The sequence below is a fragment of the Paraburkholderia sp. J7 genome, assembly GCF_905220155.1.
GTDB lineage: Bacteria > Pseudomonadota > Gammaproteobacteria > Burkholderiales > Burkholderiaceae > Paraburkholderia.
Map to the genome: position 1 here is coordinate 36,149 of NZ_CAJMYZ010000005.1, position 19,822 is coordinate 55,970.

Sequence of the window (19,822 nt, forward strand, 5' to 3'; positions counted from 1 at the left end):
TTATTTAGCCAGCACGAGAGTATTCACATCGTCTTCCACATAGTAGAAGCCGTCGCCCGCCGGGGTCAGCGCGATGCCGAAAAGGTCGCCGTTGCCAGGGGGCGTTTGCGCCTTGTCGGTATCGATCCAGCGTGCGTAGAGCTGCTTCGCTGCGGTCGGGTCAATCTCGACGACCTGGCCGTTCAAGGCATTCGTCACGAGCAGGTGGCCCTGCGGCGTGGTGATCATGGCGAGCGGGCGGTGCAGCAGACCGTCGGCGGTGAGTTGGCGGCCCACGCCTGCGCTCGTGTCGCGCGTGAGCGGGTCTTCGATCACGTTGATGCGATTGCCGATCGCGTCGGACACGTAAAGCAGCTTGTTGTCCGCCGAAAGCGCGAGGCCGGTCGGGCCGACGAGGAACACGCCCTTGTCCGCCTGCGCGCCAAAGCCGCTCGCCACCACGGTTTCGCTCTTCACGACCGGCGCCTGGCCGCTCGGGATGTCGAGGTCGAGGCGCAGCACCGTGGCCTGCTTGAACACAGGCGGGTCACCTGCTGCGCTGCCCACGCCGAAGCCCGCGTTGCTCACGAACAGCGTGGCGTGGTCGCCGTTGTCGACCACGGCCATGTTGCCCCACGGGTCATTGATGTTGGGACTACTGATGACCTTCGCAATCTTGCCGCCGCTGTCGAGCACGATCATGCAGCCCGCGCCCTTGGTGCCGGTCGTGCCGTCGTTGCTCGGCGTGCTGCCGACGATGACCCAGCCCGACTTGAGCATCGTCATAGCGGTCGAGAGGCCGACACCGCCCGGGCACTCCTTGAGATCGCGCGGAATCGTCGCGAACAGCGTCATCTGCTTCGTGTCGGGGTGATAGTCGATGATGGTGCTGCCGGTGCCCTGCAGGTTGGCCGCATTGTTGAAGTTGTCCACCAGCACGTCGCCTTCTTTCACCGTGCCGGCGGAAACCGGCGCGACGAAGATCGCGTACGGGTTCTGGTCGCCGTTGTCGGGCACGGTGTTGATGAGCGTGGTGTGGTGCTTGACGGTCTCGAGCAGGCCCTGCGGGTCGGCGTGGGCCGCGAGCGGCGCGCCGGCGAGCACTGCCGCGGCGGCCAGCGCGAGCGCGGAGCGGGCCGCGTGGACCGTGCATTGCAGGAGCGTGCGCGTAGCGTGTTTCATACTGAATCTCCGTGCCTCGCGCGGCCGCAGTGCGTGCGGTTGGGAAAACGCGAGGACTTGGGGTTGAACATGGGTCGGTTGCGCTTTCTTGGGCTTAGAACGTGATGTTGGTCCGCACGCCCACCACGAACGTGTTGCGCAGCGGCGCGGTCGGGTCCTGCGGATTCTGGCCCGCACCCGCGTTGAACGTGTATTGCGCGTCGGCCTGCAGAATCCACCATGGCGTGACCTGATACTGATAGGTCAATTCGAGCGCCGTTTCCTGCGTGCGCACGCCGTAAGGACCGCCGGTGAACATCTGCTGGTCGAGGTCGAGGTTGTGCACGTTGTTGCCGACCTTGATGTAGGTGGCGGCGATGCCCACGCTGTCGTTGTCGCGGCCCTTGAACGGCGCCTTCATCACGATGCCGAGGTTGGCCGCGAGGCTCACGAGATTGCGGTCGCCGGGCGCACCCATCACGCGTGCGAATACGCCGATGCTGCGCGGCTCGTCCGGGTCGGGACGCCAGATCATCTGGTCGGCCACGGCATAGAAGCTGTAGTTGCCCTGGTGCTGCAACGCAATGCCGGTCGAAGCCGGGTTCGCGAGCGAAAGCCCCGTGTTGTCGAAGCGCTGGTCGGCGAACGAGTTGGTGTTGTACCAGAAGCCCAGCTTGTAGGTGCCCGGCAGGCCGTGATTGTCTGCGCTGACCAGTTCGCCTTCTGACGGCTGGTTGATGGCGTATTGCAGTTCGCCGATCCACAACGTGCCGTTGTGCAGATTGAAGTTCGTACCACTAAGATTATTCGGGTCGTTGCCGAGCGGGTCGCCGGAGAAGACACCCGCGAGCGCGGTCAACGAAGGCGTGATCTGCCCGCGCACGCGCACGCCGAGGCCGGCGAGCGGATAGGCGGGGCCGCCCGAGGGCATGTCGTACGAGGGCAGCGCAGGCCAGCCGAACATCGTGTTGATGAACAGCGCACCGTACTGGCTCACGATGAATTCCTGGTCGAGACTTTGCTGACCGATCTTCACGTCGAGGCGCTTGTTGAAGAACGATTGCTGATACCACAGCTCCCACAGGCGCGTGGTCGGCGTCGCTTCAATGCCGCTCGCGGTGTTCAGCGTGCCGAGGTTCGACGTGCTCAGGTTGGTGCCGTGAATCTGCAGGGCGCTCACGTTGAAGAGGCCGCCCGGAATGCCGAGCGCCTTGCTCGTGTCGACCTGCACCGTCGCCGTCGTGAGGCCGTCGTACGCGCCGCCCGTCTTGAGACCGCCACGCAGATTCGCGAGATACTCGCTCGTCTCGGTAAGCTGGAATGTCACACCGTATTTGCCGAGCCAAGGCCGCAGCCCGCCCATGTCGCCGAGCAGGTTCTGGCGCGTCCAGATGCCGGTCCAGAAGTTCGACGGCTGCGACTGAATGGCGAGGTCGGCTTCCGGAGCTTCAGGCGCGGCGTCGGGGTTGGCATTGCTCTGTGCGCGCGCTGCGCCGCATGCGAATGTCGCGCTCGCGGCGAGCACGGCAATGGCGCGCAACGCCGGTGCGCGCCGACGCGCCGGGCGGCCTGGCGCCGCGCTGCGCGAACAGGCCGGCGCGGGCACGCGGGCGGTTCGGGTCAATTCCATCGTATTCCTTACTTATTGAAATGATTGCTTGATTGATCGCGTTGGCGTTTGTTATTCGCAAGCCGCTGAATACCCGACATCTCCAGACGGCGCCATCGTACTAACAGCAAATGCGAGCGTCAACAAAAACGAGAATGATTCTCAACCGTTTTACGCAAGTTTTACGTGGCGTCATCTGAATGCTTACGGATGCCTGTCTATTGCGCGTTCGTGCATTACAGACAGTTAGTTTTGGACGTAATAGTCAGGCGAATGAAGTCGCATATCATCACGGTTGTGAACGCAGGTTCACCGCTCAAACTTCAAACCAAACTGGCTCCATGACCGACACTTCCTCACGCTACGAAATCGATCTCGATGCGTACTTCGCCCGCATCGGCTACGGCGGTTCGCGAGCCGCCACGTTCGCCGTGCTGCGCGAACTGCATCGTCTTCATCCGCTTGCCATTCCGTTCGAGAATCTCGATCCGCTCGCCGGGCGGCGCGTGTCGGTCAAGTTGCCGGACATTGCCGATAAACTCGTGGCGCAGCGTCGCGGCGGCTACTGCTTCGAGCACAACACGTTGTTTGCGCATGTGCTCATGCAACTGGGCTTTTCCGTGACGCCGCTTTCCGCGCGCGTGCTGTTCGGCCAGGCGCCGGGCGCGCGCACGCCGCGCACGCATATGCTGCTGCGCGTGGAGGCCGAGGGCGATTCGTGGATCGTGGACGTGGGTTTCGGCGGCGCGACGTTGTGCGCGCCGCTCCTGCTTTCGAGCGAGGCGCAACAGCAAACGCCGCACGAGCCGGCGCGGCTCGTGACGCTTTCAGACAATGAGCGCAAACTCGAACTGTTCGACGGCGAGAAGTGGTTCGACGTGTATCGCTTCGAGTTGACGCCGGCGGAGTGGGTCGATTACGAAGTGGCGAACTGGTATACGTCGGCGTCGCCCGATTCGTTTTTCACGTTCAGCCTGATCGCGTGCATCGCGCGTGAAGGTGGCCGCGCGATCCTGTTCAACGATCGATTTACCGAGCGCGACGCGCAAGGCCAGGTGAGCGAGGAGCGTACGATTGCCAATGGAGAGGAACTCGCGTTGTGTCTGCGCGAACGCTTCGGCATCGACCTCGCCCGCGGCGAAGCGGCGCAGCGTATCGACGCCGATGTGCTCTATGCGCGCATGACTTCACACGGCGCGTAGCAGGAAGCGCGCGAAACGACACTTGGCCCGCGCGCAAGGAGGGCATCATGACTGAGCCGAAAATGACGAAAGCGCTAATGGCGAAGCTGTTCGTGCAAGTCGTGGTCTGGTTCGGGTTGATGGGCGTGCTGCTGTTCGTTTCGGCGGGAACGCTGGCCTGGACGGCGGCGTGGCTGTGGCTCATCGAGTGGGCGTTGTGCGGCGTGTGGATCGGCTTGTGGCTTGGGCGCGAAGATCCTGGGCTCCTGGTCGAGCGGCTCGCGCCTTTCGCACAACGCACGCAGCAGCCGTGGGACCGCGTCTTCATGCTGTGCGTATCGGTGGGGTTCTGCGCGTGGCTGTGCCTGATGGGCATCGACGCCGTGCGCATGGGCTGGTCGCGCGTGCCGCTGTGGCTCAGCGTGCTCGGCGCCATTTTCATCTTCGTCGATATCTACGCAACGCGCGCGGTCTTCGCGGCGAACCGCTTTGCCGCACCCGTCGTGAAGATTCAGAGCGAACGCGGGCATACGGTCAGCGACACGGGCCCGTATGCCTACGTGCGTCACCCGATGTATGGCTTCGCGCTGCTCTTTCTCGCCGGCACGCCGCTCATGCTCGGTTCGTGGTGGGGGCTCGCGTGCGTGCCCGTCATGGTCGTGGGGATCGGCTATCGCGCGGTGCGCGAAGAGCAAACGCTCGCTGAGAATTTGCCCGGCTACCGCGAGTATCTGGCGCGCGTGCGTTATCGCTTCGTGCCGGGCATCTGGTAGCAGGAGACTAGCGCGTAGTGGTCGAAGTCAACGCTTGCGCGTAGCGCCGGTAAAGCCAGGCGAGCGCCGTGGTGGTGAGCAGCGCGAACACGATATTGCCGATGCTCTGGCCAATGGCGAGCGCGGTGAGCCAACCGGGCTGCCGCACGATTTCAGGCGAGACGCCCGCGAGGCCCATGCCGATGAGCACGATGAGGCCGCATACGGCAATGGGCAGCGCCGCGACGAAGGTGACGCCAAAGAGGCTCCAGAAATGGCCGCGGCTGTCGCGCCATGCGGCGCCGAAGGCGATCGGGCTGCCGATTGCAAGCGCCGGGAAGAGCAGCGAGAGGCGCACCGCCACGAACATCCAGATCGCAAGGACCACCAGAAAGAGGAACGCCGCGCCGCCCTGGTACTGAGGCCGCAGCACGACCCATAGCAAGAGTGCGAATGCGCCGAGCGCGACCGCGAGAATGAGGCCGACCGCGAATACGCGCAGGAACGGTTTCGCCCCTGCCGGCATGAGCGGCGCGCTGCGCTCGCCTAGCAGCACGAAGCGTGAGATCTTCAGCGTGAACCAGAGGTAGACGAGCGAATTCAGCAGCGAGGCGAGATTGCCGAGCGCAATGAGTCCGGCCGAGGGCGTCGCGCCTTCGGCTGGCACGGGCCGCCCGGCGAGCCCGAACCAGCCGAGCGCCGCGTAGATCACGAAAGTCGCCAGAACGAGAACCGGCATTTGCACGGCGGCCTGCCAGGCGCTCGCCCACGCGCGCTTGACGCATTCCATGAAGGTCATCTGTTGCATGAAGGTTTCACACGGGTGACAGAGAGCCTACAGTCTAACGCGGCGCCGTGAAATCGAGCGCGCTTGTGCCAATCCGCTTGTGCCTCACTTGACGGCGAACAGCGTGAGGTTCATGAAGACCTTGAACGCGAAGCCGAGCGACACGGCCGCACCCACGCCCGCACACCAAAGGAGTACGAACCAGATCCAGCCGGGCAGCTTAGTGGTAGTGATGGGTGTCGCCATGACGCACCTTGCCTCTGAAGACCCAGTAACCGAGCATCGTATACGCGAGAATGATCGGCAGAATGAAGGCAGCGCCCACGAGCGTGAACGTCTGGCTCTCGCGCGGCGCGGCCGCTTCCCAGAGCGTGAGGCCCTGCGGAATCGCGTAAGGCCACAGGCTCACGAGCAAGCCTGCGTAGCCGAGCAGCACGAGCCCGATGGCCGCGATGAAGGGCGTCTTGTGATGGCGCGCATGCACGGCCCAGCGCATCCACGCGGCGCAGGCGAGCACGAGCAGCGGCACCGGCGCAAGGCGCCAGAAGAGGCCCGAACGGAACCAGCGATCGGCAATCGCCGGGTCTTGCAGCGGCGTCCACAGGCTCACGAGCGCGATGAAGCCGAGCAGCATGACAGTAAGCGGCCAGACGAGCTTGCGCAGGCGGCGCTGCAGGTCGCCCTCGGTCTTCGCGACGAGCCAGCAGCAGCCGAGCAGCGCGTAGGTCGCGACGAGCCCGAAGCCCGAAAGCAGGCTGAATGGCGTGAGCCAGCCGAAGGCGTCGCCGGCGAACTGGCCGCCGTCCATCGGAATGCCTTGCAGGAAGGCGCCGAGCGCAATGCCCTGGAAGAACGCCGCACCGGTTGAGCCGCCGATGAACGCGAGGTCCCACAAATGCTTCGTGCGATTGGCCTTGGCGCGAATTTCGAACGACACGCCGCGGAAGATCAGGCACGCGAGCATGAACACGAGCGGCAGATAGAGCGCGGAAAGCACGGTCGAGTAGACGACGGGGAACACGGCGAAGAGCCCCGCGCCGCCTAGCACGAGCCAGGTCTCGTTGCCGTCCCACACGGGGGCGACGGTGTTCATCATGAGATCGCGCTCTTCCTCGTCGGGAAAGAGCGGAAACACGATGCCGATGCCGAGATCGAAGCCGTCGAGCACCACGTAGAGAAGAACGCCGAGCGCGATGATCGCGGCCCAGATGACGGTGACATCCATTTGCTTGCTAGCCTCGTAACGATGAATGCGGGGCGCCTCAAGCGTCGATCAGCTGATCGGCGGCGGACATGGGGCGGCGTGCGGTCTGATTCACAGTGAGCGCAGGGTGGGCCACGCGCGGTTCACGCGGCTCGTGGGGCGAATGCGGCTTCGTGTCGGGCAGCGCTGGACCTTTGCGCAGCAGCTTGAGCAGGTAGTAAATGCCCGTGCCGAACACGAGGAAGTACACGGCCACGAACGCCATCAGCGAAACGCCGACCTGTTGCGCCGTGAGCGGCGACACCGCTTGCGCCGTGCGCATCACGCCGTAGACCACCCAGGGCTGGCGGCCGGCTTCGGTCGTGACCCAGCCCGCGAGCAGCGTGATGAAGCCCGTTGGTCCCATGGCGAGCACGAAGCGCTGGAAACCGCGCGATTCGTACAGCGTGCCACGGCGGCGCAGCACCCAGCCCACCACGCCGAGCAGAATCATCAGGAGACCTAAGCCGACCATGACGCGGAAGCTCCAGAACAGCAGCGGCGAATTGGGCCGCTCGTCGGCGGGGAAAGACTTGAGCCCCTTGATCTCGCCGTCCCAGCTATGCGTGAGGATCAGGCTGCCCAGGTGTGGGATGGAAACGGCGTAGCGCGTGGTCTCGGCCTGCATGTCGGGGATGCCGAACAGGTTCAGTGCCGTGCCGCCTTGTTCGGTGTCCCAAATGCCTTCGATCGCGGCGATCTTGGCGGGTTGATATTCGCGCGTGTTCAGGCCGTGCGCGTCGCCCACGAAAGCTTGCACTGGCGCGAGCACGAGCAGCAGGCCGAGCGCCATCGAAAACATCTTCTTGATGGCGGGGTCGCGCCGCCCCTTGAGCAAGTGGTATGCGCCGCTCGCGGCCACCACGAGCGCGGCCACGATGAACGCTGCGATCGCCATGTGCGCAAGACGGTACGGGAACGACGGGTTGAAAATGATCTTGAACCAGTCGACCGGCACGACGTGGCCATCGACGACCTTGAAGCCTTGCGGCGTCTGCATCCAGCTATTCGAGGCGAGGATCCAGAACGTGGAGATGAGCGTGCCGATGGCGACCATCAGCGTCGCGCCGAAGTGGGCGCGCGGGCTCACGCGGTTCCAGCCGAACAGCATGATGCCGAGGAAGCCCGCTTCGAGAAAGAACGCGGTCATGACTTCGTACATGAGCAGCGGCCCGGTTACAGGGCCGGCGAACGACGAAAAGCCCGACCAGTTGGTGCCGAACTCATAGCTCATGACGACGCCGGAGACAACGCCCATGCCGAAGGCCACGGCGAACACTTTCGACCAGAAGAGGCAAAGGTCCTTGTAGAACGGCTGACGCGTTTTGAGCCAGCAGGCTTCGAGCACGGCGATAAAGCTTGCAAGCCCGATGGAAAGCGCCGGAAAGACGATGTGAAACGAGACGGTGAAGGCGAACTGCAGCCGGGCCAGGTCGAAGGCGGAGAGTGACGTGTGCATGTGCGTGCCTGTTGCTTGCTTACCGGGAAATGCGCGGGGGAGCCTGCGCACTGCACCGCAGTGGGGGCGCTGCGGTTGCGTGCGATGGACGTAAGCGTAGGGGAATGGCGGCGGTTTTGCTGCACTGCGACGTGCGCCAGCGTGTCGCAGTCGTCAATCTCAATCAGGCAAAAACATGCGCTAACGCATTGATAAAGATCAATTTAGATTAAACGTTCGTTGTGCAGGCGGGATGCGCGAGGGGTGTGGCGCTGCGGCAATACACCGCGCAGCCGCATGGGGTGCGGCAATGCGCCTCGGGGCGCGGTGCAGGAAAGCGTGCGAGGGAGGATTCAGTCGCGCCTGGCGGCGCGGGCGCTACGTGCGAAGCCAGGCGGAAAAGATAAGGAATGCGATAGAGGTGGAAACGTCAGCGTGGATCGCTCCACAGCTTGCCGGCCGTCGCCCAGTTTTCCGGCTTCACGTCGTGAAAGATGATGTCGACGGATTGCGGCTCGACGCCGAGCACCTTGCAGGTGGTCTCGGTCAGTGCAGCGGCGAGCTGGCGCTTTTGTTCGACGCTGCGGCCTTCGAACATTTCGATGTGGAATGTCGGCATGCGGGTCTCCTCGGAAAGTCAGTGATGCGATGGAATGGGCGTGGTTAGTCGCGGTATGACGAATCGATGCGATCGAGCTTGCGCAGCAGCGCCGGCCATTCGAGCACGCCTTCGATCGCGCCGCCGTCGCGCAATTGCTCGGCGGTGCGTTCGGCCACCTCGGGCGGCGGCAAGACGAGCGGTACACCACCGGCCTGCGCTTGAAGCTGGATTTCGCACGCCTTGATGAGCGTCGCCATCAGCACATAGGCTTCAGCCACCGTGCGGCCAGTGGTGAGCGTGCCGTGATTGCGCAGCAGCATCGCCGGGTGCGTGCCCAGGCTCGCGGTGAGGCGCGTGCCTTCGGCGGGCGTGAAGGCGAGGCCTTCGTAGTCGTGCCACGCTAACTGCCCGTAAAAGCGCAGCGCGTGCTGCGAGCCAGGCAAGAGTCCGTCGCGCTGCATCGACACGGCAATGCCCGCCGTATTGTGCAGATGCATTACGCACACTGCGTCGGGCCGCGCGAGATGCACGGCCGCGTGCAGCGCGAAACCGGTGGCGTTCACAGGGTGCTCGCTCTCGCCGACGATGCGGCCTTCGGTGTCGATCTTCACGAGGTTCGAGGCGCGCACTTCGTCGAAGGCGAGGCCGAACGGATTGATGAGGAAGCGGCCAGGCTCCCCGGGCACGGCGGCGGAAACGTGCGTGTAGATGAGGTCGTCCCAGCCGTTGAGCGCGATCAGGCGGTAGGCGGCGGCGAGATCGACGCGCAGTTGCTGCTCGGCGGCGGAGCGGGGCGCGGTCTCGGCGTAGGCGCTCGTCGGGCGATGGGCGAAAGACATGGCGATTCCTTCAGCGGACGGTGGATTCTTCAAACGGCGTGGCTGACGCAGGCAGCGCGCGCAGGCGTCGCGCTGCCACATGCCCGCTCCAGCTTGCCAGCACGAACGGCGCGGTCAGCGCGGGCAATCCGCAGCGCACGGCGGCCAGATGCAGGGCCGCGGCGAGCATGGTCGCACAGAACGCGGCGCGCGTGCCGAGCGTGCACACGGCGAGCGCCGCAAGCGCGCCATTGAAGCCCGCGAGGCCCGCGCCGAAGGCGTCCGGACTCACGCCGCACGCGAGTTCGAGGGCGCTCGCGAGCGCCGCGCCGCCGAGCGCATAGACTGCAGCGCGCCGCGACGACCAGGCGAGCCCCGCGAGCACGCACAGGCCCGCCACCGCGCCCGTTGCGAACGTGGTTTGCGCGAGGCCGCTCAATACGCCCGCCGCGGCGTGGGCTGCAGCCTCGAGCGGCGAGCCGTGCGGGGCGAGCGGTGCAACGGCGCTCGCGGTCGCAACGGGCTCGCTGCCCGGATGCAGCGGCAGCCAGATCCAGGTCGCGATGAGGCAGGGCACGGAATACAGCCCGAGCGACGCGCGGGCGAGCCAGCGGTTCAACGGTCCGGCGATCCACGCGCTCGCGCCGCCCGCAATGAGCGCGAGCGCGGCCGCCGTGCCCGCATCGCCGACGAAGGTGAACGCCGCGAGCGCAGCGAGCGCGCCGTTGTAGCCCGCGAGGCCGTCGTGGATCGCCGGTTGCGCGTGGCCAGCGACGACTGCGCAGACGTTGGCCGCGGCGGCTCCGAGCAGGGCAGCGAGCGCCAGCCGCCAGTCGGTGAGCGCGAGCGCCGCGAGCAGGCACGCGCCCGTTCCCGAGTTCGCCTGCAGCACGATCTGGCCGAGGCTGCGTAAGAGTGCGCGCAAGGCGGGAGCCACGGCGGAATCGGCCGTATCGGCAGTGGCACCGGAGGCGGCGGGAAATCGGGCTGACATGAAGAGGTGGCGTGCGGATACGGGCGAGTGCGGCCCCGGTGCGAGGCGCACGGCGGGCCAAAGTGCGAGCATAGGCGATGCAGCTAGCCTCGCGCATGCGCGCAGGTTGATAGTCGCTATTTGCCGCCGCGTTACGATACGCACAAGGCGGGTACCGTGATCTTTGTGGAGGCGGACGATGCGGGAAGTGCGTTGGGCATCCGAAACGGGCGAGGGCATCGAGCATCTGGCGTTCGATGCGCACTGCGGCCCGAAATTTGGCGAAAAAGGCGACACGATCCGCGCGGAAAGCGTGGTCGTCGGCGAGCGCTACGGCAAATCTTATGGCCTGGCTTACGCCATCGAGTGCGACGCGCAGTGGCGCGTGCGTTGGGCGGCGTTTCGCGTGATGGGCGGCCGCTCGCTCGTGCTACAGGGCGACGGCAAGGGTCACTGGACCGATGGGGAAGGGCGCGCACTGGCAGCGCTCGACGGCTGCATCGATATCGACATCGCCGCGACACCGTACACGAACACACTGCCGATCCGGCGTTTAGGCCTCGCGCGCGGTGAGCGCCAGCCAATTCGCGTGGTGTACATTGCCGCGCCGGAGCTCGAGCCCAAACCGGTCGAGCAGGCCTACGTGTGCATCGAACGCGACCGCGAGTACCGCTACGAGGGCATCTTCCGCGATTTCACGGCGAACCTGCGCGTGGACGAAGATGGGCTCGTGATCGACTATCCGACGTTGTTCCGGCGTTTGCCGCCCACGCAACGGTAAAACGGTTATGCGGCGCCCCCCGTGCTCTTCCCAAACAGCAACTGCTCGATCAGCGTGTTGTCGATGGTCTCGTTATTGAGCGTGCGCGCGAGCAGTTCGCCTGCGAGCAGTTGCGGCGAAAACACCATGTCGGGCTGCAAGAGGCGCAACCGCTGCAAGTTGCGGCTGTCGTTCACGAGCGCCACGGTACGCACCTTCGGCGCGACCTCCTTGATCGCGAGAATCACGAAGGCGTTTTCGGCGTCGTCGGCGCGCAGCGCGAGCGCGGCGAGCGCGGTTTCTGCGCCTGCGTTGTGGAGCGTGGCGGTGTCGCTCGCGTCGCCGACAATGAGGTCGGCCTCGGCCGGATAGTTATGCGGCGTATTCGGCGCGACGATCACGGTCGCCGCGTAGCCGCGCTTAACGAGCCCCCCATACACGCTATGCGCGAGCGGCGAGGCGCCGACGATCAAATAGTGGTTCTTGCGGGTCACGTTGGAAATGCCTCCCTTGACGATGCGTTTCAGGTGCCCGCCAATCACGGGCCCGATCACGGCGCTGATCGAAGTCGCGAACACGGTGATCCCGAGCACGATGATCGAAGCCGTGAAAAGCCGCGCGGTGTCCGAGTGCGGCACGATATCGCCGTAGCCGACCGTGGACATCGACACGATCGAGAAGTAGAACGCGGTGACGAGGTTGCGAATGGGCGGCGCAAAGTCGTCGCCGAGATACAGCGCGCCGAACACTGCGTAGACGACCAACGAGCCAATGCTCAGGAATGCGAACAAGGAGCCCGCAGCGACGCTCGCGCGATCGAAGCGGCGCCAGTAGTAAATGAGCGCGCAGGCGAGTGCGAGCGAGAAGCCCGCGAGCGCGTGGCTGCGATAGTCGCCCCACAGGCAGATGCTGGCCGCGCCCGCGAGCAGCACGAGGGAGAGCACCCACGCCACGCGTGCGCGCAGCGCAATGCCGAACGACATCATCGTGAGGCCGGTGGCGACCAGCGCCTGGGGAAGCGCGAGCACGCCGAACGCGTTGATGAGCGTGATCCAGTCGTCGAACCAGTTGCCGCGCGCGTGTTCGAGCGCTCTCTGCGCGACCGGGCGCACGAGCAGCAGGCCGTCGAGCACCAGCAGCAAGGCCAGGTAGCCGTGCGGCACGAGTCCTCTGGCGTAGCCGCGCAGGCGGCGCGCGTACGCGTTCATTGCTGCGCTTGTTGCGTCGACTGCGTCGGTTGTGTCGGTTGCTCCGGCTGTGTCTGCACGATGTGCAGTTCGCGAGTGCGCACGGGCAGCGAGCAGTGTGCGTCATTGAGCGCCTGGCGGACCTTGCGCGAAAGGTCCCAGCGCATGTCCCAGAACGTGTCGATGTTCGACCACACACGGATGTTGAGCACGGCGGTGCTGTCGTCGAAGCGCGTCACCATCACTTGCGGCGCGGGCGAGGCGAGCACGCGCGGGTCGGCGGCGGCGAGCGTGCGCAATACCTCGATCGCGTGGTTGACGTCGTCGCGCACCGACACCTCCACTTCGAGGTCGAGCCGGCGCGTGGGATTGCGGCTGTAGTTGCGGATCGAATTGCTCCACAGCGCGCTGTTCGGCACGTATTCGCAGATGCCGTCCGGCTTCGTGAGGCGGGTGGTGAAGAGGTTCACTTCCTCGACGGTGCCCGCCACGCTGCCTGCGCCGCCGTCGATATAGTCGCCTACCTTGAACGGCCGCAGCAGCAACAGCATGATCCCCGCCGCGATGTTCTGCAGCGTGCCTTGCAGCGCGAGACCGATGGCGAGACCCGCCGCGCCGAGCACCGCGACGATGCTGGCGGTCTGGATGCCGATTTGCGAGAGCGCGCCGATCACGGCGACAAGGCGCACGCCCCACACGGCCGTGTCGCGCACGATGGGGCGCAGCGTCGGGTCGATGGCGCCGCCGCGTCGCGCGATCCAGTTGGCTACGCGCCGGGAGAACCACCAGCCGAACCAGATGATCGCGAAGGCCGCGCACAAGCGCAGCGCGAGCGCGGAGAGCGCGTCCCACAGGAAGCTCCAGTTGGCCGGGTGCAGGTGTTCGAGGAGGGGTTGCATGGCGAATCAGTCCTTGTCTTCGGAGCCTTGGAACTGGCTCCGTTGCGAAAGGACGTATTGTACGAGCCGCGTTTCGCTTGCGGCGCGTGTGCGGCGCGCAGGAGCGTTTTTGCGCGTGCCGCGTCAGCCTTTGGGCGGCGTATCCACGCCCGGCCCGAGCGTGCGCTGCATGAGCGCCGTGTCGCGCCACTGGCCGTGCTTGAAGCCTACGCCGCGCAGCGTGCCGGTCAGTTCGAACCCGAGGCGCTCGTGCAGTTTGAGCGAGCCGCCGCGCGGGTCGGCGACCACGGCGATCATTTGCCGCCACGGGCCTGCCTCGCAGCGTTCGATCAGCGCGTTAAGCAACGTGTGGCCGAGTCCGCGGCCGCGAAACGCTTCGTCGATATAGATCGAGTCTTCGACCGTGAAGCGGTACGCCGGGCGCGGCCGGTAGGGCGTGGCGTAGCAGTAGCCCGCCACGCGGCCGTCGATCTCGGCGACGAGCCAGGGCAGACCGTGTTCGCGCACGGCGGCGTGGCGGCGCAGCAGTTCGTCGAGCGCAGGCGGCGTCTCCTCGAACGAGGCCGTGCCGTGCAGCACGTGGTGCGCATAGATCGCGGCGATGGCGGGAAAGTCGTCGGCGGTGGCGTCGCGCACGTGCGCGTCGGTGTGTGGGGTCATCGGTTGGAGCGGGGCGCGAAGGCATAGGGGAAGGAGGTTTGCATCCCTCACTATGCCTCGCGCGCGGGCGCTTTTGAAGCGCGCCAAAAATGCATGGCTTAGACGCGCTGCGTGCGGGTGCGATTCGCAACCGTGGATGCGCCCGTTGCGCGCCCGAAGCGCCGCGCCCCGGCCACGCACGCGATCACCACGGCAGTGACGGCGATCATCGCTGGCGGGACGGTTTCGTGCAGCAGCAGTGCCGCAAGCACGAAGCCGAAAAACGGCTGCAGCAACTGCAATTGCCCCACGCCCGCAATGCCGCCGAGCGCGAGCCCGCGGTACCAGAACACGAAGCCGATTAGCATGCTGAAGAGCGACACATAGGCGAACCCCCACCACGAGGCCGCGCTCACGGCGGCGAACGACGCGGGGCGCAGCCACCACGCGAGCGGCGCCATCACGGGCAGCGAGATCGCGAGCGCCCAGCAGATCACCTGCCAGCCGCCCAGGCGCCGCGAAAGCCGCGCGCCTTCCGCGTAGCCGAGCCCGCACACGACGATGGCGGCGAGCATGAGCGCGTCGCCGAGCGGCGAGGCGTCGATGCCGTGGCGCAGCGCAAACGCCACCACGGCGGCGCTGCCCGCCGCTGAAAAGATCCAGAAGGCCGGCTGCGGACGCTCGCCCGCGCGCAGCACGCCGAACACGGCGGTGGCGAGCGGCAGCAAGCCGACGAACACAATCGCGTGCGCCGAACTCACGTGCTGGAGCGCGAGCGCGGTGAGGAGCGGAAAGCCCACCACCACACCGAGCGCGACGATGACGAGCGGCCAGATTTCGTTGCGCGCCGGCCGCGCCGCGCGCAGCGACAGAAGCAGCAACACGCCGAGCACGCCCGCGATGGTCGCGCGCGCGCCCGTGAGGAACACGGGGTCGAGGCCGAGCACGGCGAGTCGCGTGGCGGGCAGCGAGCCGCTGAAGATGAGGACGCCTGCGAGGCCGCAGAGCCAGCCATCGGTGGTGGGATCGAGCGTTTTGCGCATGGGCAATGGCCAAGGGGAAAACATCGGTGATCGATCCAGCGATGATGCGCGCCGAGCCGCGCGGAGGTAAGCTACAGATCAGTACAATTTCTTCAAACTGTATTGAACACGGAGCAGTACAGATGAAAGACAGAGCGAGAACGGAAGGTTTGCCCATGACGCGCGTCGAGCAGGTGATGCAGGCGCTGCGCGAGCGCATTGCCGCGCGCTCGCTGGCCGCGGGCGCGCGCGTGCCGTCCATCCGTGCGATGAGCGAGCAGCTTGGCGTGTCGAATTCCACGGTGGTGGAGGCCTATGAGCGCCTCGTTGCCGAAGGCGTGCTGGTCGCGCGGCGCGGGGCGGGTTTCTTCGTGGCCGGTCACGCGCCGCCGCTCGCGCTTGCCGCGCTCGGGCCGCAGCTCGACCGCGAGATCGATCCGCTCTGGCTCACGCGCCAGTCGCTGCAGACCGAGGCGGGTGCGTTGCGGCCCGGCTGCGGCTGGCTGCCCGCTTCGTGGCTGCCGGAGGACGCCGTGCGGCGCGCGCTGCGCGCCATCGCACGCGATCCGCGCGCGCCGCTCACGGATTACGCTTCGCCGCTCGGCCTGCCCGCGCTGCGCCAGCAACTCGCCTGGCGGCTCGGCCAGCATGGCGTGGAGGCCGCCCCCGAGCAGATCGTGCTGACCGACGGCGGCACTCAGGCGCTCGACCTGCTGTGCCGCTTTCTGCTCGAGCCGGGCGACACCGTGCTCGTGGACGACCCGTGCTACTTCAATTTCCAGGCGCTGCTGCGCGCGCACCGCGTGCGCGTGGTCGGCGTGCCGTACACGCCAACGGGTCCGGATCTCGCCGCGTTCGAGCGCACGCTGGCCGAAACGCGAGCGCGCCTTTACGTGACGAACTCGGCGGTCCACAACCCCACTGGCGCGACGCTCGCGCCTGCCGTCGCGCATCGCCTGCTCAAGCTCGCGGAGGAACATGACCTCCTGATCGTCGAGGACGACATCTTCGCCGACTTCGAAATCGAGCCCGCGCCGCGCCTCGCGGCCTTCGACGGTCTCGCGCGCGTGGTCACCATTGGTAGTTTCTCGAAGACGATGTCGGCGGCGGCGCGCTGCGGTTTCATCGCGGCGCGCGCGGACTGGATCGAGCCGCTCGTGGATCTCAAGCTCGCTGTGTCGTTCGGCAACGGGGAGATGGTGGCCGAACTCGTGCACCGCCTGCTCGTGGACGGCACGTATCGGCGGCATCTGGACGGCCTGCGCGCGAAGCTCGCCGACGCGATGGGCGACACGCTGCGCCGTCTTTCGGCGCTCGGCCTCACCGCGTGGACGCGGCCGCAGGCGGGGCTATTCGTGTGGGCGCAATTGCCAGAGGGGCTCGACGCCGCGCAGATCGCGCGCGAGGCGCTGGTGGAAGGCGTGGTGCTCGCGCCGGGCAACGTGTTCAGCGTGTCGCGCAGCGCGGGCGATTTTCTGCGTTTCAATGTCTCGCAGTGCAATCGTCCGAAGGTCTACGAAACGTTGCAGCGTGCGATGGAGCGCGTGGCGCAGCCGGTCTGAGCAACGGCGTGCGCCACGCCCGGGTCACGGCTCGTGGCGCAGATACCCTTCCTTGGCCGGATCGCGCATGCGCCACGACACGATGAGCGCAACCGCGCAGATCGCCGTGACGTACCAGTAGAACGTGGTCTCGCTGCCAACGGACTTGAACCACAGCGCGACATATTCGGCCGAGCCGCCGAACAGCGCGTTCGCTACCGCATACGAAAGGCCCACGCCCATTGCGCGCACTTCGGGCGGGAACATTTCGGCCTTGATGAGACCGCTGATCGACGTATAGAAACTGACGATGGCGAGCGCGACGATGATGAGCACGAACGCGGCCACCGGGCTCGACACGTCCTTGAGCGCGTGCATGATCGGCACCGTGCCGAGCACCGAAAGCGAGCCGAAGAGGATCATCGACGTGCGGCGGCCGATCTTGTCGGAAAGCGCGCCGAACAGCGGCTGCATCAGCATGTAGACGAAGAGCGCGCAGGTCATCACGTTGCTCGCGGTTTTCGCGTGCATGCCGGCCGTGTTCACGAGGTATTTCTGCATATAGGTCGTGAACGTATAGAAGATCAGCGAGCCGCCTGCGGTGAAGCCCACCACCGTGAAGAACGCGCCCTTGTGCTGCCACACGCCGCGAATCGTGCCCGCGTCGTGCTTGTGGCGCGACTCCGTCGTCGAGGTTTCGTCAAGCGACTTGCGCAGATAGAGCGAGATCAGCGCGGCGGCGGCGCCGACCACGAACGGAATGCGCCAGCCCCAGGCCTTCAGTTCTTCCGTGGAGAGCGTCTGCTGCAGGATCACGAGCACGAGCAGCGCGCAGAGCTGGCCGCCAATTAGCGTGACGTACTGGAACGACGCGAAGAAGCCGCGCCGGCCCTTGAGCGCGACCTCGCTCATGTAGGTCGCGCTCGTGCCGTACTCGCCGCCCACCGAAAGACCCTGGAAGAGGCGCGCGAGCAGCAGCAGGAACGGGGCGAACGCGCCGATCTGCGCATAGGTGGGCAGCATGGCGATTACGAGCGAGCCGCCGCACATCATCAGCACCGAGATCATCATCGCATTGCGGCGGCCGTGGCGGTCGGCGATGCGGCCGAACAGCCAGCCGCCGATCGGGCGCATGAGGAAGCCCGCGGCGAATACGCCGGCGGTGTTCAAAAGCTGCGTGGTGGTGTTGCCGCTCGGGAAGAACGCGGGCGCGAAATACAGCGCGCAGAACGAATAGATATAGAAGTCGAACCACTCGACGAGATTGCCCGACGAGGCGCCGACGATGGCGAGTACGCGTCGCCTCGTGTCTTGCGCGGATAGCGTGGTTGGGTCGTTCTGGACGTCCATGGGCGGGTCTTCTCCTGGTTGTGTGTTTTATGGCGAGCGGCCGTCATGCAGCCGTCGCGAGAGTTCGAACGCGCGCCGCCGGGTCCCGGCGCGCGGTGCCCGCGATTTTAGCTAAATGTAATTAAATGTGTGGAAAATGTAATGATGATGCGAACGGGCCCCATTAGACCGATGGGATGCCGGTTCGCGAGGCAAAAAAAGCCAGCGGGAATCCGCTGGCTGGAGGGGAAAAAGCGGCGAAGCGCGCTCAATGCTGTTTGCGCAGCGGCACGTCACGCAGCAGCAACGACAGCGCGAACGAGAACACCACCACGATCGCAGCCGAGAGGTAAACCGTGTGCAGCGCGCCCGCGAACGCGTCGAGATACTGCGCGTGCAGCGTGGGCGGCAGATGGTGGATCACGTCGGGTGTGAGCGGCTGCGGCAGTTGCACGTCGGCCGTGAGCACCTTTTCGAGCCGCGCGTGCAGCCCGTGCGAAAACACGGCGCCGAACGCCGCCACGCCCACCGAGCCGCCAATCGAGCGGAACAGCGTTGCGCCCGACGTCGCCACGCCCATGTGGCGAAACTCCACGGCGTTCTGCACAGCAAGAATCAGCACCTGCATCACCATGCCCAGGCCGCAGCCGAGCAGCCCCATGTAGAGGTACATGCGGTGAATGGGCGTGTCGAGTTGCAAGCGCGCGAGCAGGATCATCGCCGCGGCCACGAGCGCCGTGCCCGCAATCGGGAAGATTCGGTACTTGCCGATCTTGCTGATGATGCGCCCCGTGATGATCGACATCACGAGCACGCCGCCCATCATGGGCAGCATCTGCATGCCGGCCTGCGAGGGCGTGGAGCCCTTCACGACCTGCAGATAAAGCGGCAGGAACGTGACCGAGCCGAACAGCGACACGCCCACGATGAAGCCGATCAGGCTCGCGAGCACGAAGGTGCGCTGGCGGAAGAGTTCGAGCGGCATGATGGGCTCGGCCGCATGCTTTTCCTCGTGGATGAATCCCGCCACGGCCACCAGGCCGAGCAGCAGCGTGAGCCAGAGCGTGGGCGAAGTCCACGGCAGCAGCGAGCCGCCCTCACTCGTGAAGAGGATCAGGCAGGTGAGGGCGGCGGCGAGCCATGCCGCGCCCATGTAGTCGATCACGTGCTTCACGTGCGCGGCGCGCGGCTTGAACACGGCGGCGATCACCACGAGTGCGATCGCGCCGAGCGGCAGGTTGATGTAGAAGATCCAGCGCCACGACAGATGCTCGACGAGAAAGCCGCCGAGCAGCGGCCCGATCACGGTGGCGATGCCGAACACGCCGCCGAACATGCCCTGATACTTGCCGCGCTCCGCGGGCGGAATGACGTCGCCAATGGCGGCCATCGTCACGACCATGAGGCCGCCGCCGCCAATGCCCTGAAGCGCGCGCAGCACGATGAGCTGCTCCATGTTCTGCGCCACGCCGCACAGCGCCGAGCCGATCAGGAAGATCACGATGGCGGCCTGCAGCACGATCTTGCGGCCGAACAGGTCGCCGAACTTGCCATATAGCGGCACGACGATCGTCGACGTGAGCAGGTAGGCCGTCACGACCCACGAGAGCCGGTCGAGTCCGCCCAGCTCGCCGACGATGGTGGGCAGCGCCGTCGAGACGATGGTCTGGTCGAGCGCCGCGAGCAGCATGACGAGCAGGAGCGCCGGAAACAGCAGCCGGATCGGCGGATGGCTGCCGGCATCGGCAGCAGCCGGGCCCGACGCCGTCGCCGCGGCTTTTGCGCTGGCGCTGGCTCCCGCCGTGGCGGGCGCAGGATGTTTCGTGCTGGGTTCCATCGTCGTGTCCATCTATCTTGAATTTAATTAATTCGGAGGTTAATATTAGGACAATTATTCCAGTTG

Annotated in this window: 19 protein-coding genes; 4 read left to right on the top strand and 15 right to left on the bottom strand. The window is 65.9% G+C overall.

Going from position 1 to position 19,822, the window contains the following annotated elements; translation table 11 throughout:
* Both U5A58_RS09605 and U5A58_RS09610 read right to left on the bottom strand, forming a co-directional pair.
* Entirely contained in the window at positions 1–1,161 is a 1,161-nt protein-coding gene (locus tag U5A58_RS09605; RefSeq protein ID WP_321935800.1) for a hypothetical protein, read from the bottom strand.
* 94 nt (positions 1,162–1,255) lie between these two features.
* Positions 1,256–2,770, bottom strand: a complete 1,515-nt coding sequence (locus U5A58_RS09610; protein WP_321961266.1) for a carbohydrate porin — start codon at positions 2,768–2,770, stop codon at positions 1,256–1,258.
* Between the two features lie 320 nt (positions 2,771–3,090).
* Between U5A58_RS09610 and U5A58_RS09615 the strand changes: the two genes are divergently transcribed.
* The gene (locus tag U5A58_RS09615; protein ID WP_321961267.1) at positions 3,091–3,951 is read left to right on the top strand and encodes an arylamine N-acetyltransferase; all 861 of its coding nucleotides are present in this window, start codon (positions 3,091–3,093) and stop codon (positions 3,949–3,951) included.
* Positions 3,952–3,998: 47 nt separating this feature from the next.
* Positions 3,999–4,703 (top strand): isoprenylcysteine carboxylmethyltransferase family protein, encoded by a 705-nt coding sequence (locus U5A58_RS09620; RefSeq protein WP_321961268.1) that lies wholly within the window; start codon positions 3,999–4,001, stop codon positions 4,701–4,703.
* Positions 4,704–4,710: 7 nt separating this feature from the next.
* Here the strand turns inward: U5A58_RS09620 and U5A58_RS09625 are convergent, their stop codons facing one another.
* From U5A58_RS09625 to U5A58_RS09655, 7 genes are all read right to left on the bottom strand, one after another.
* Positions 4,711–5,490 carry a hypothetical protein gene (locus U5A58_RS09625; RefSeq protein ID WP_321961269.1) on the bottom strand — a complete coding sequence of 260 codons (780 nt, stop codon included), beginning with the start codon at positions 5,488–5,490 and terminating at the stop codon, positions 4,711–4,713.
* A gap of 84 nt (positions 5,491–5,574) precedes the next feature.
* Positions 5,575–5,715 (bottom strand): hypothetical protein, encoded by a 141-nt coding sequence (locus tag U5A58_RS09630; RefSeq protein ID WP_321916856.1) that lies wholly within the window; start codon positions 5,713–5,715, stop codon positions 5,575–5,577.
* Complete coding sequence (gene cydB, locus U5A58_RS09635) at positions 5,690–6,694, bottom strand: cytochrome d ubiquinol oxidase subunit II (RefSeq protein WP_321935796.1); 1,005 nt, start codon at positions 6,692–6,694, stop codon at positions 5,690–5,692. Before cydB ends, U5A58_RS09630 begins: the two co-directional genes overlap by 26 nt.
* Before the next feature lie 37 nt (positions 6,695–6,731).
* Positions 6,732–8,171, bottom strand: coding sequence for a cytochrome ubiquinol oxidase subunit I (locus U5A58_RS09640; protein WP_321961270.1), 1,440 nt, complete (start codon positions 8,169–8,171; stop codon positions 6,732–6,734).
* Between the two features lie 409 nt (positions 8,172–8,580).
* Positions 8,581–8,769, bottom strand: a complete 189-nt coding sequence (locus U5A58_RS09645) for a 4-oxalocrotonate tautomerase (RefSeq protein WP_028205614.1) — start codon at positions 8,767–8,769, stop codon at positions 8,581–8,583.
* A 44-nt stretch (positions 8,770–8,813) separates the two neighbouring features.
* The gene (locus U5A58_RS09650; protein WP_321961271.1) at positions 8,814–9,590 is read right to left on the bottom strand and encodes a class II aldolase/adducin family protein; all 777 of its coding nucleotides are present in this window, start codon (positions 9,588–9,590) and stop codon (positions 8,814–8,816) included.
* 10 nt (positions 9,591–9,600) lie between these two features.
* Positions 9,601–10,563 (bottom strand): urea transporter, encoded by a 963-nt coding sequence (locus tag U5A58_RS09655; protein WP_321961272.1) that lies wholly within the window; start codon positions 10,561–10,563, stop codon positions 9,601–9,603.
* A gap of 178 nt (positions 10,564–10,741) precedes the next feature.
* Between U5A58_RS09655 and U5A58_RS09660 the strand changes: the two genes are divergently transcribed.
* Complete coding sequence (locus U5A58_RS09660; protein WP_321916866.1) at positions 10,742–11,323, top strand: putative glycolipid-binding domain-containing protein; 582 nt, start codon at positions 10,742–10,744, stop codon at positions 11,321–11,323.
* A 5-nt stretch (positions 11,324–11,328) separates the two neighbouring features.
* Here the strand turns inward: U5A58_RS09660 and kch are convergent, their stop codons facing one another.
* From kch to U5A58_RS09680, 4 genes are all read right to left on the bottom strand, one after another.
* Positions 11,329–12,510: a voltage-gated potassium channel protein gene (gene kch / locus U5A58_RS09665; RefSeq protein ID WP_321961273.1), complete on the bottom strand. Its 1,182-nt coding sequence runs from the start codon at positions 12,508–12,510 to the stop codon at positions 11,329–11,331.
* Positions 12,507–13,388 carry a mechanosensitive ion channel family protein gene (locus tag U5A58_RS09670; RefSeq protein ID WP_321961274.1) on the bottom strand — a complete coding sequence of 294 codons (882 nt, stop codon included), beginning with the start codon at positions 13,386–13,388 and terminating at the stop codon, positions 12,507–12,509. Before U5A58_RS09670 ends, kch begins: the two co-directional genes overlap by 4 nt.
* Positions 13,389–13,511: 123 nt before the next feature.
* On the bottom strand, positions 13,512–14,048 hold the full coding sequence (locus tag U5A58_RS09675; RefSeq protein WP_321961275.1) for an N-acetyltransferase family protein: 537 nt from the start codon (positions 14,046–14,048) through the stop codon (positions 13,512–13,514).
* Between the two features lie 98 nt (positions 14,049–14,146).
* Entirely contained in the window at positions 14,147–15,070 is a 924-nt protein-coding gene (locus U5A58_RS09680; RefSeq protein WP_321961276.1) for a DMT family transporter, read from the bottom strand.
* 122 nt (positions 15,071–15,192) lie between these two features.
* Between U5A58_RS09680 and U5A58_RS09685 the strand changes: the two genes are divergently transcribed.
* Positions 15,193–16,611: a PLP-dependent aminotransferase family protein gene (locus U5A58_RS09685; RefSeq protein ID WP_321961277.1), complete on the top strand. Its 1,419-nt coding sequence runs from the start codon at positions 15,193–15,195 to the stop codon at positions 16,609–16,611.
* Positions 16,612–16,635: 24 nt separating this feature from the next.
* On the opposite strand, the gene U5A58_RS09690 is transcribed toward U5A58_RS09685, so the two are convergent.
* Both U5A58_RS09690 and U5A58_RS09695 read right to left on the bottom strand, forming a co-directional pair.
* A complete protein-coding gene (locus U5A58_RS09690; protein WP_321961278.1) occupies positions 16,636–17,940 on the bottom strand; it encodes an MFS family transporter in 1,305 nt (434 codons plus the stop codon).
* 247 nt (positions 17,941–18,187) lie between these two features.
* Positions 18,188–19,756: an MDR family MFS transporter gene (locus tag U5A58_RS09695; RefSeq protein WP_321961279.1), complete on the bottom strand. Its 1,569-nt coding sequence runs from the start codon at positions 19,754–19,756 to the stop codon at positions 18,188–18,190.
* Positions 19,757–19,822: the final 66 nt, after the last annotated feature.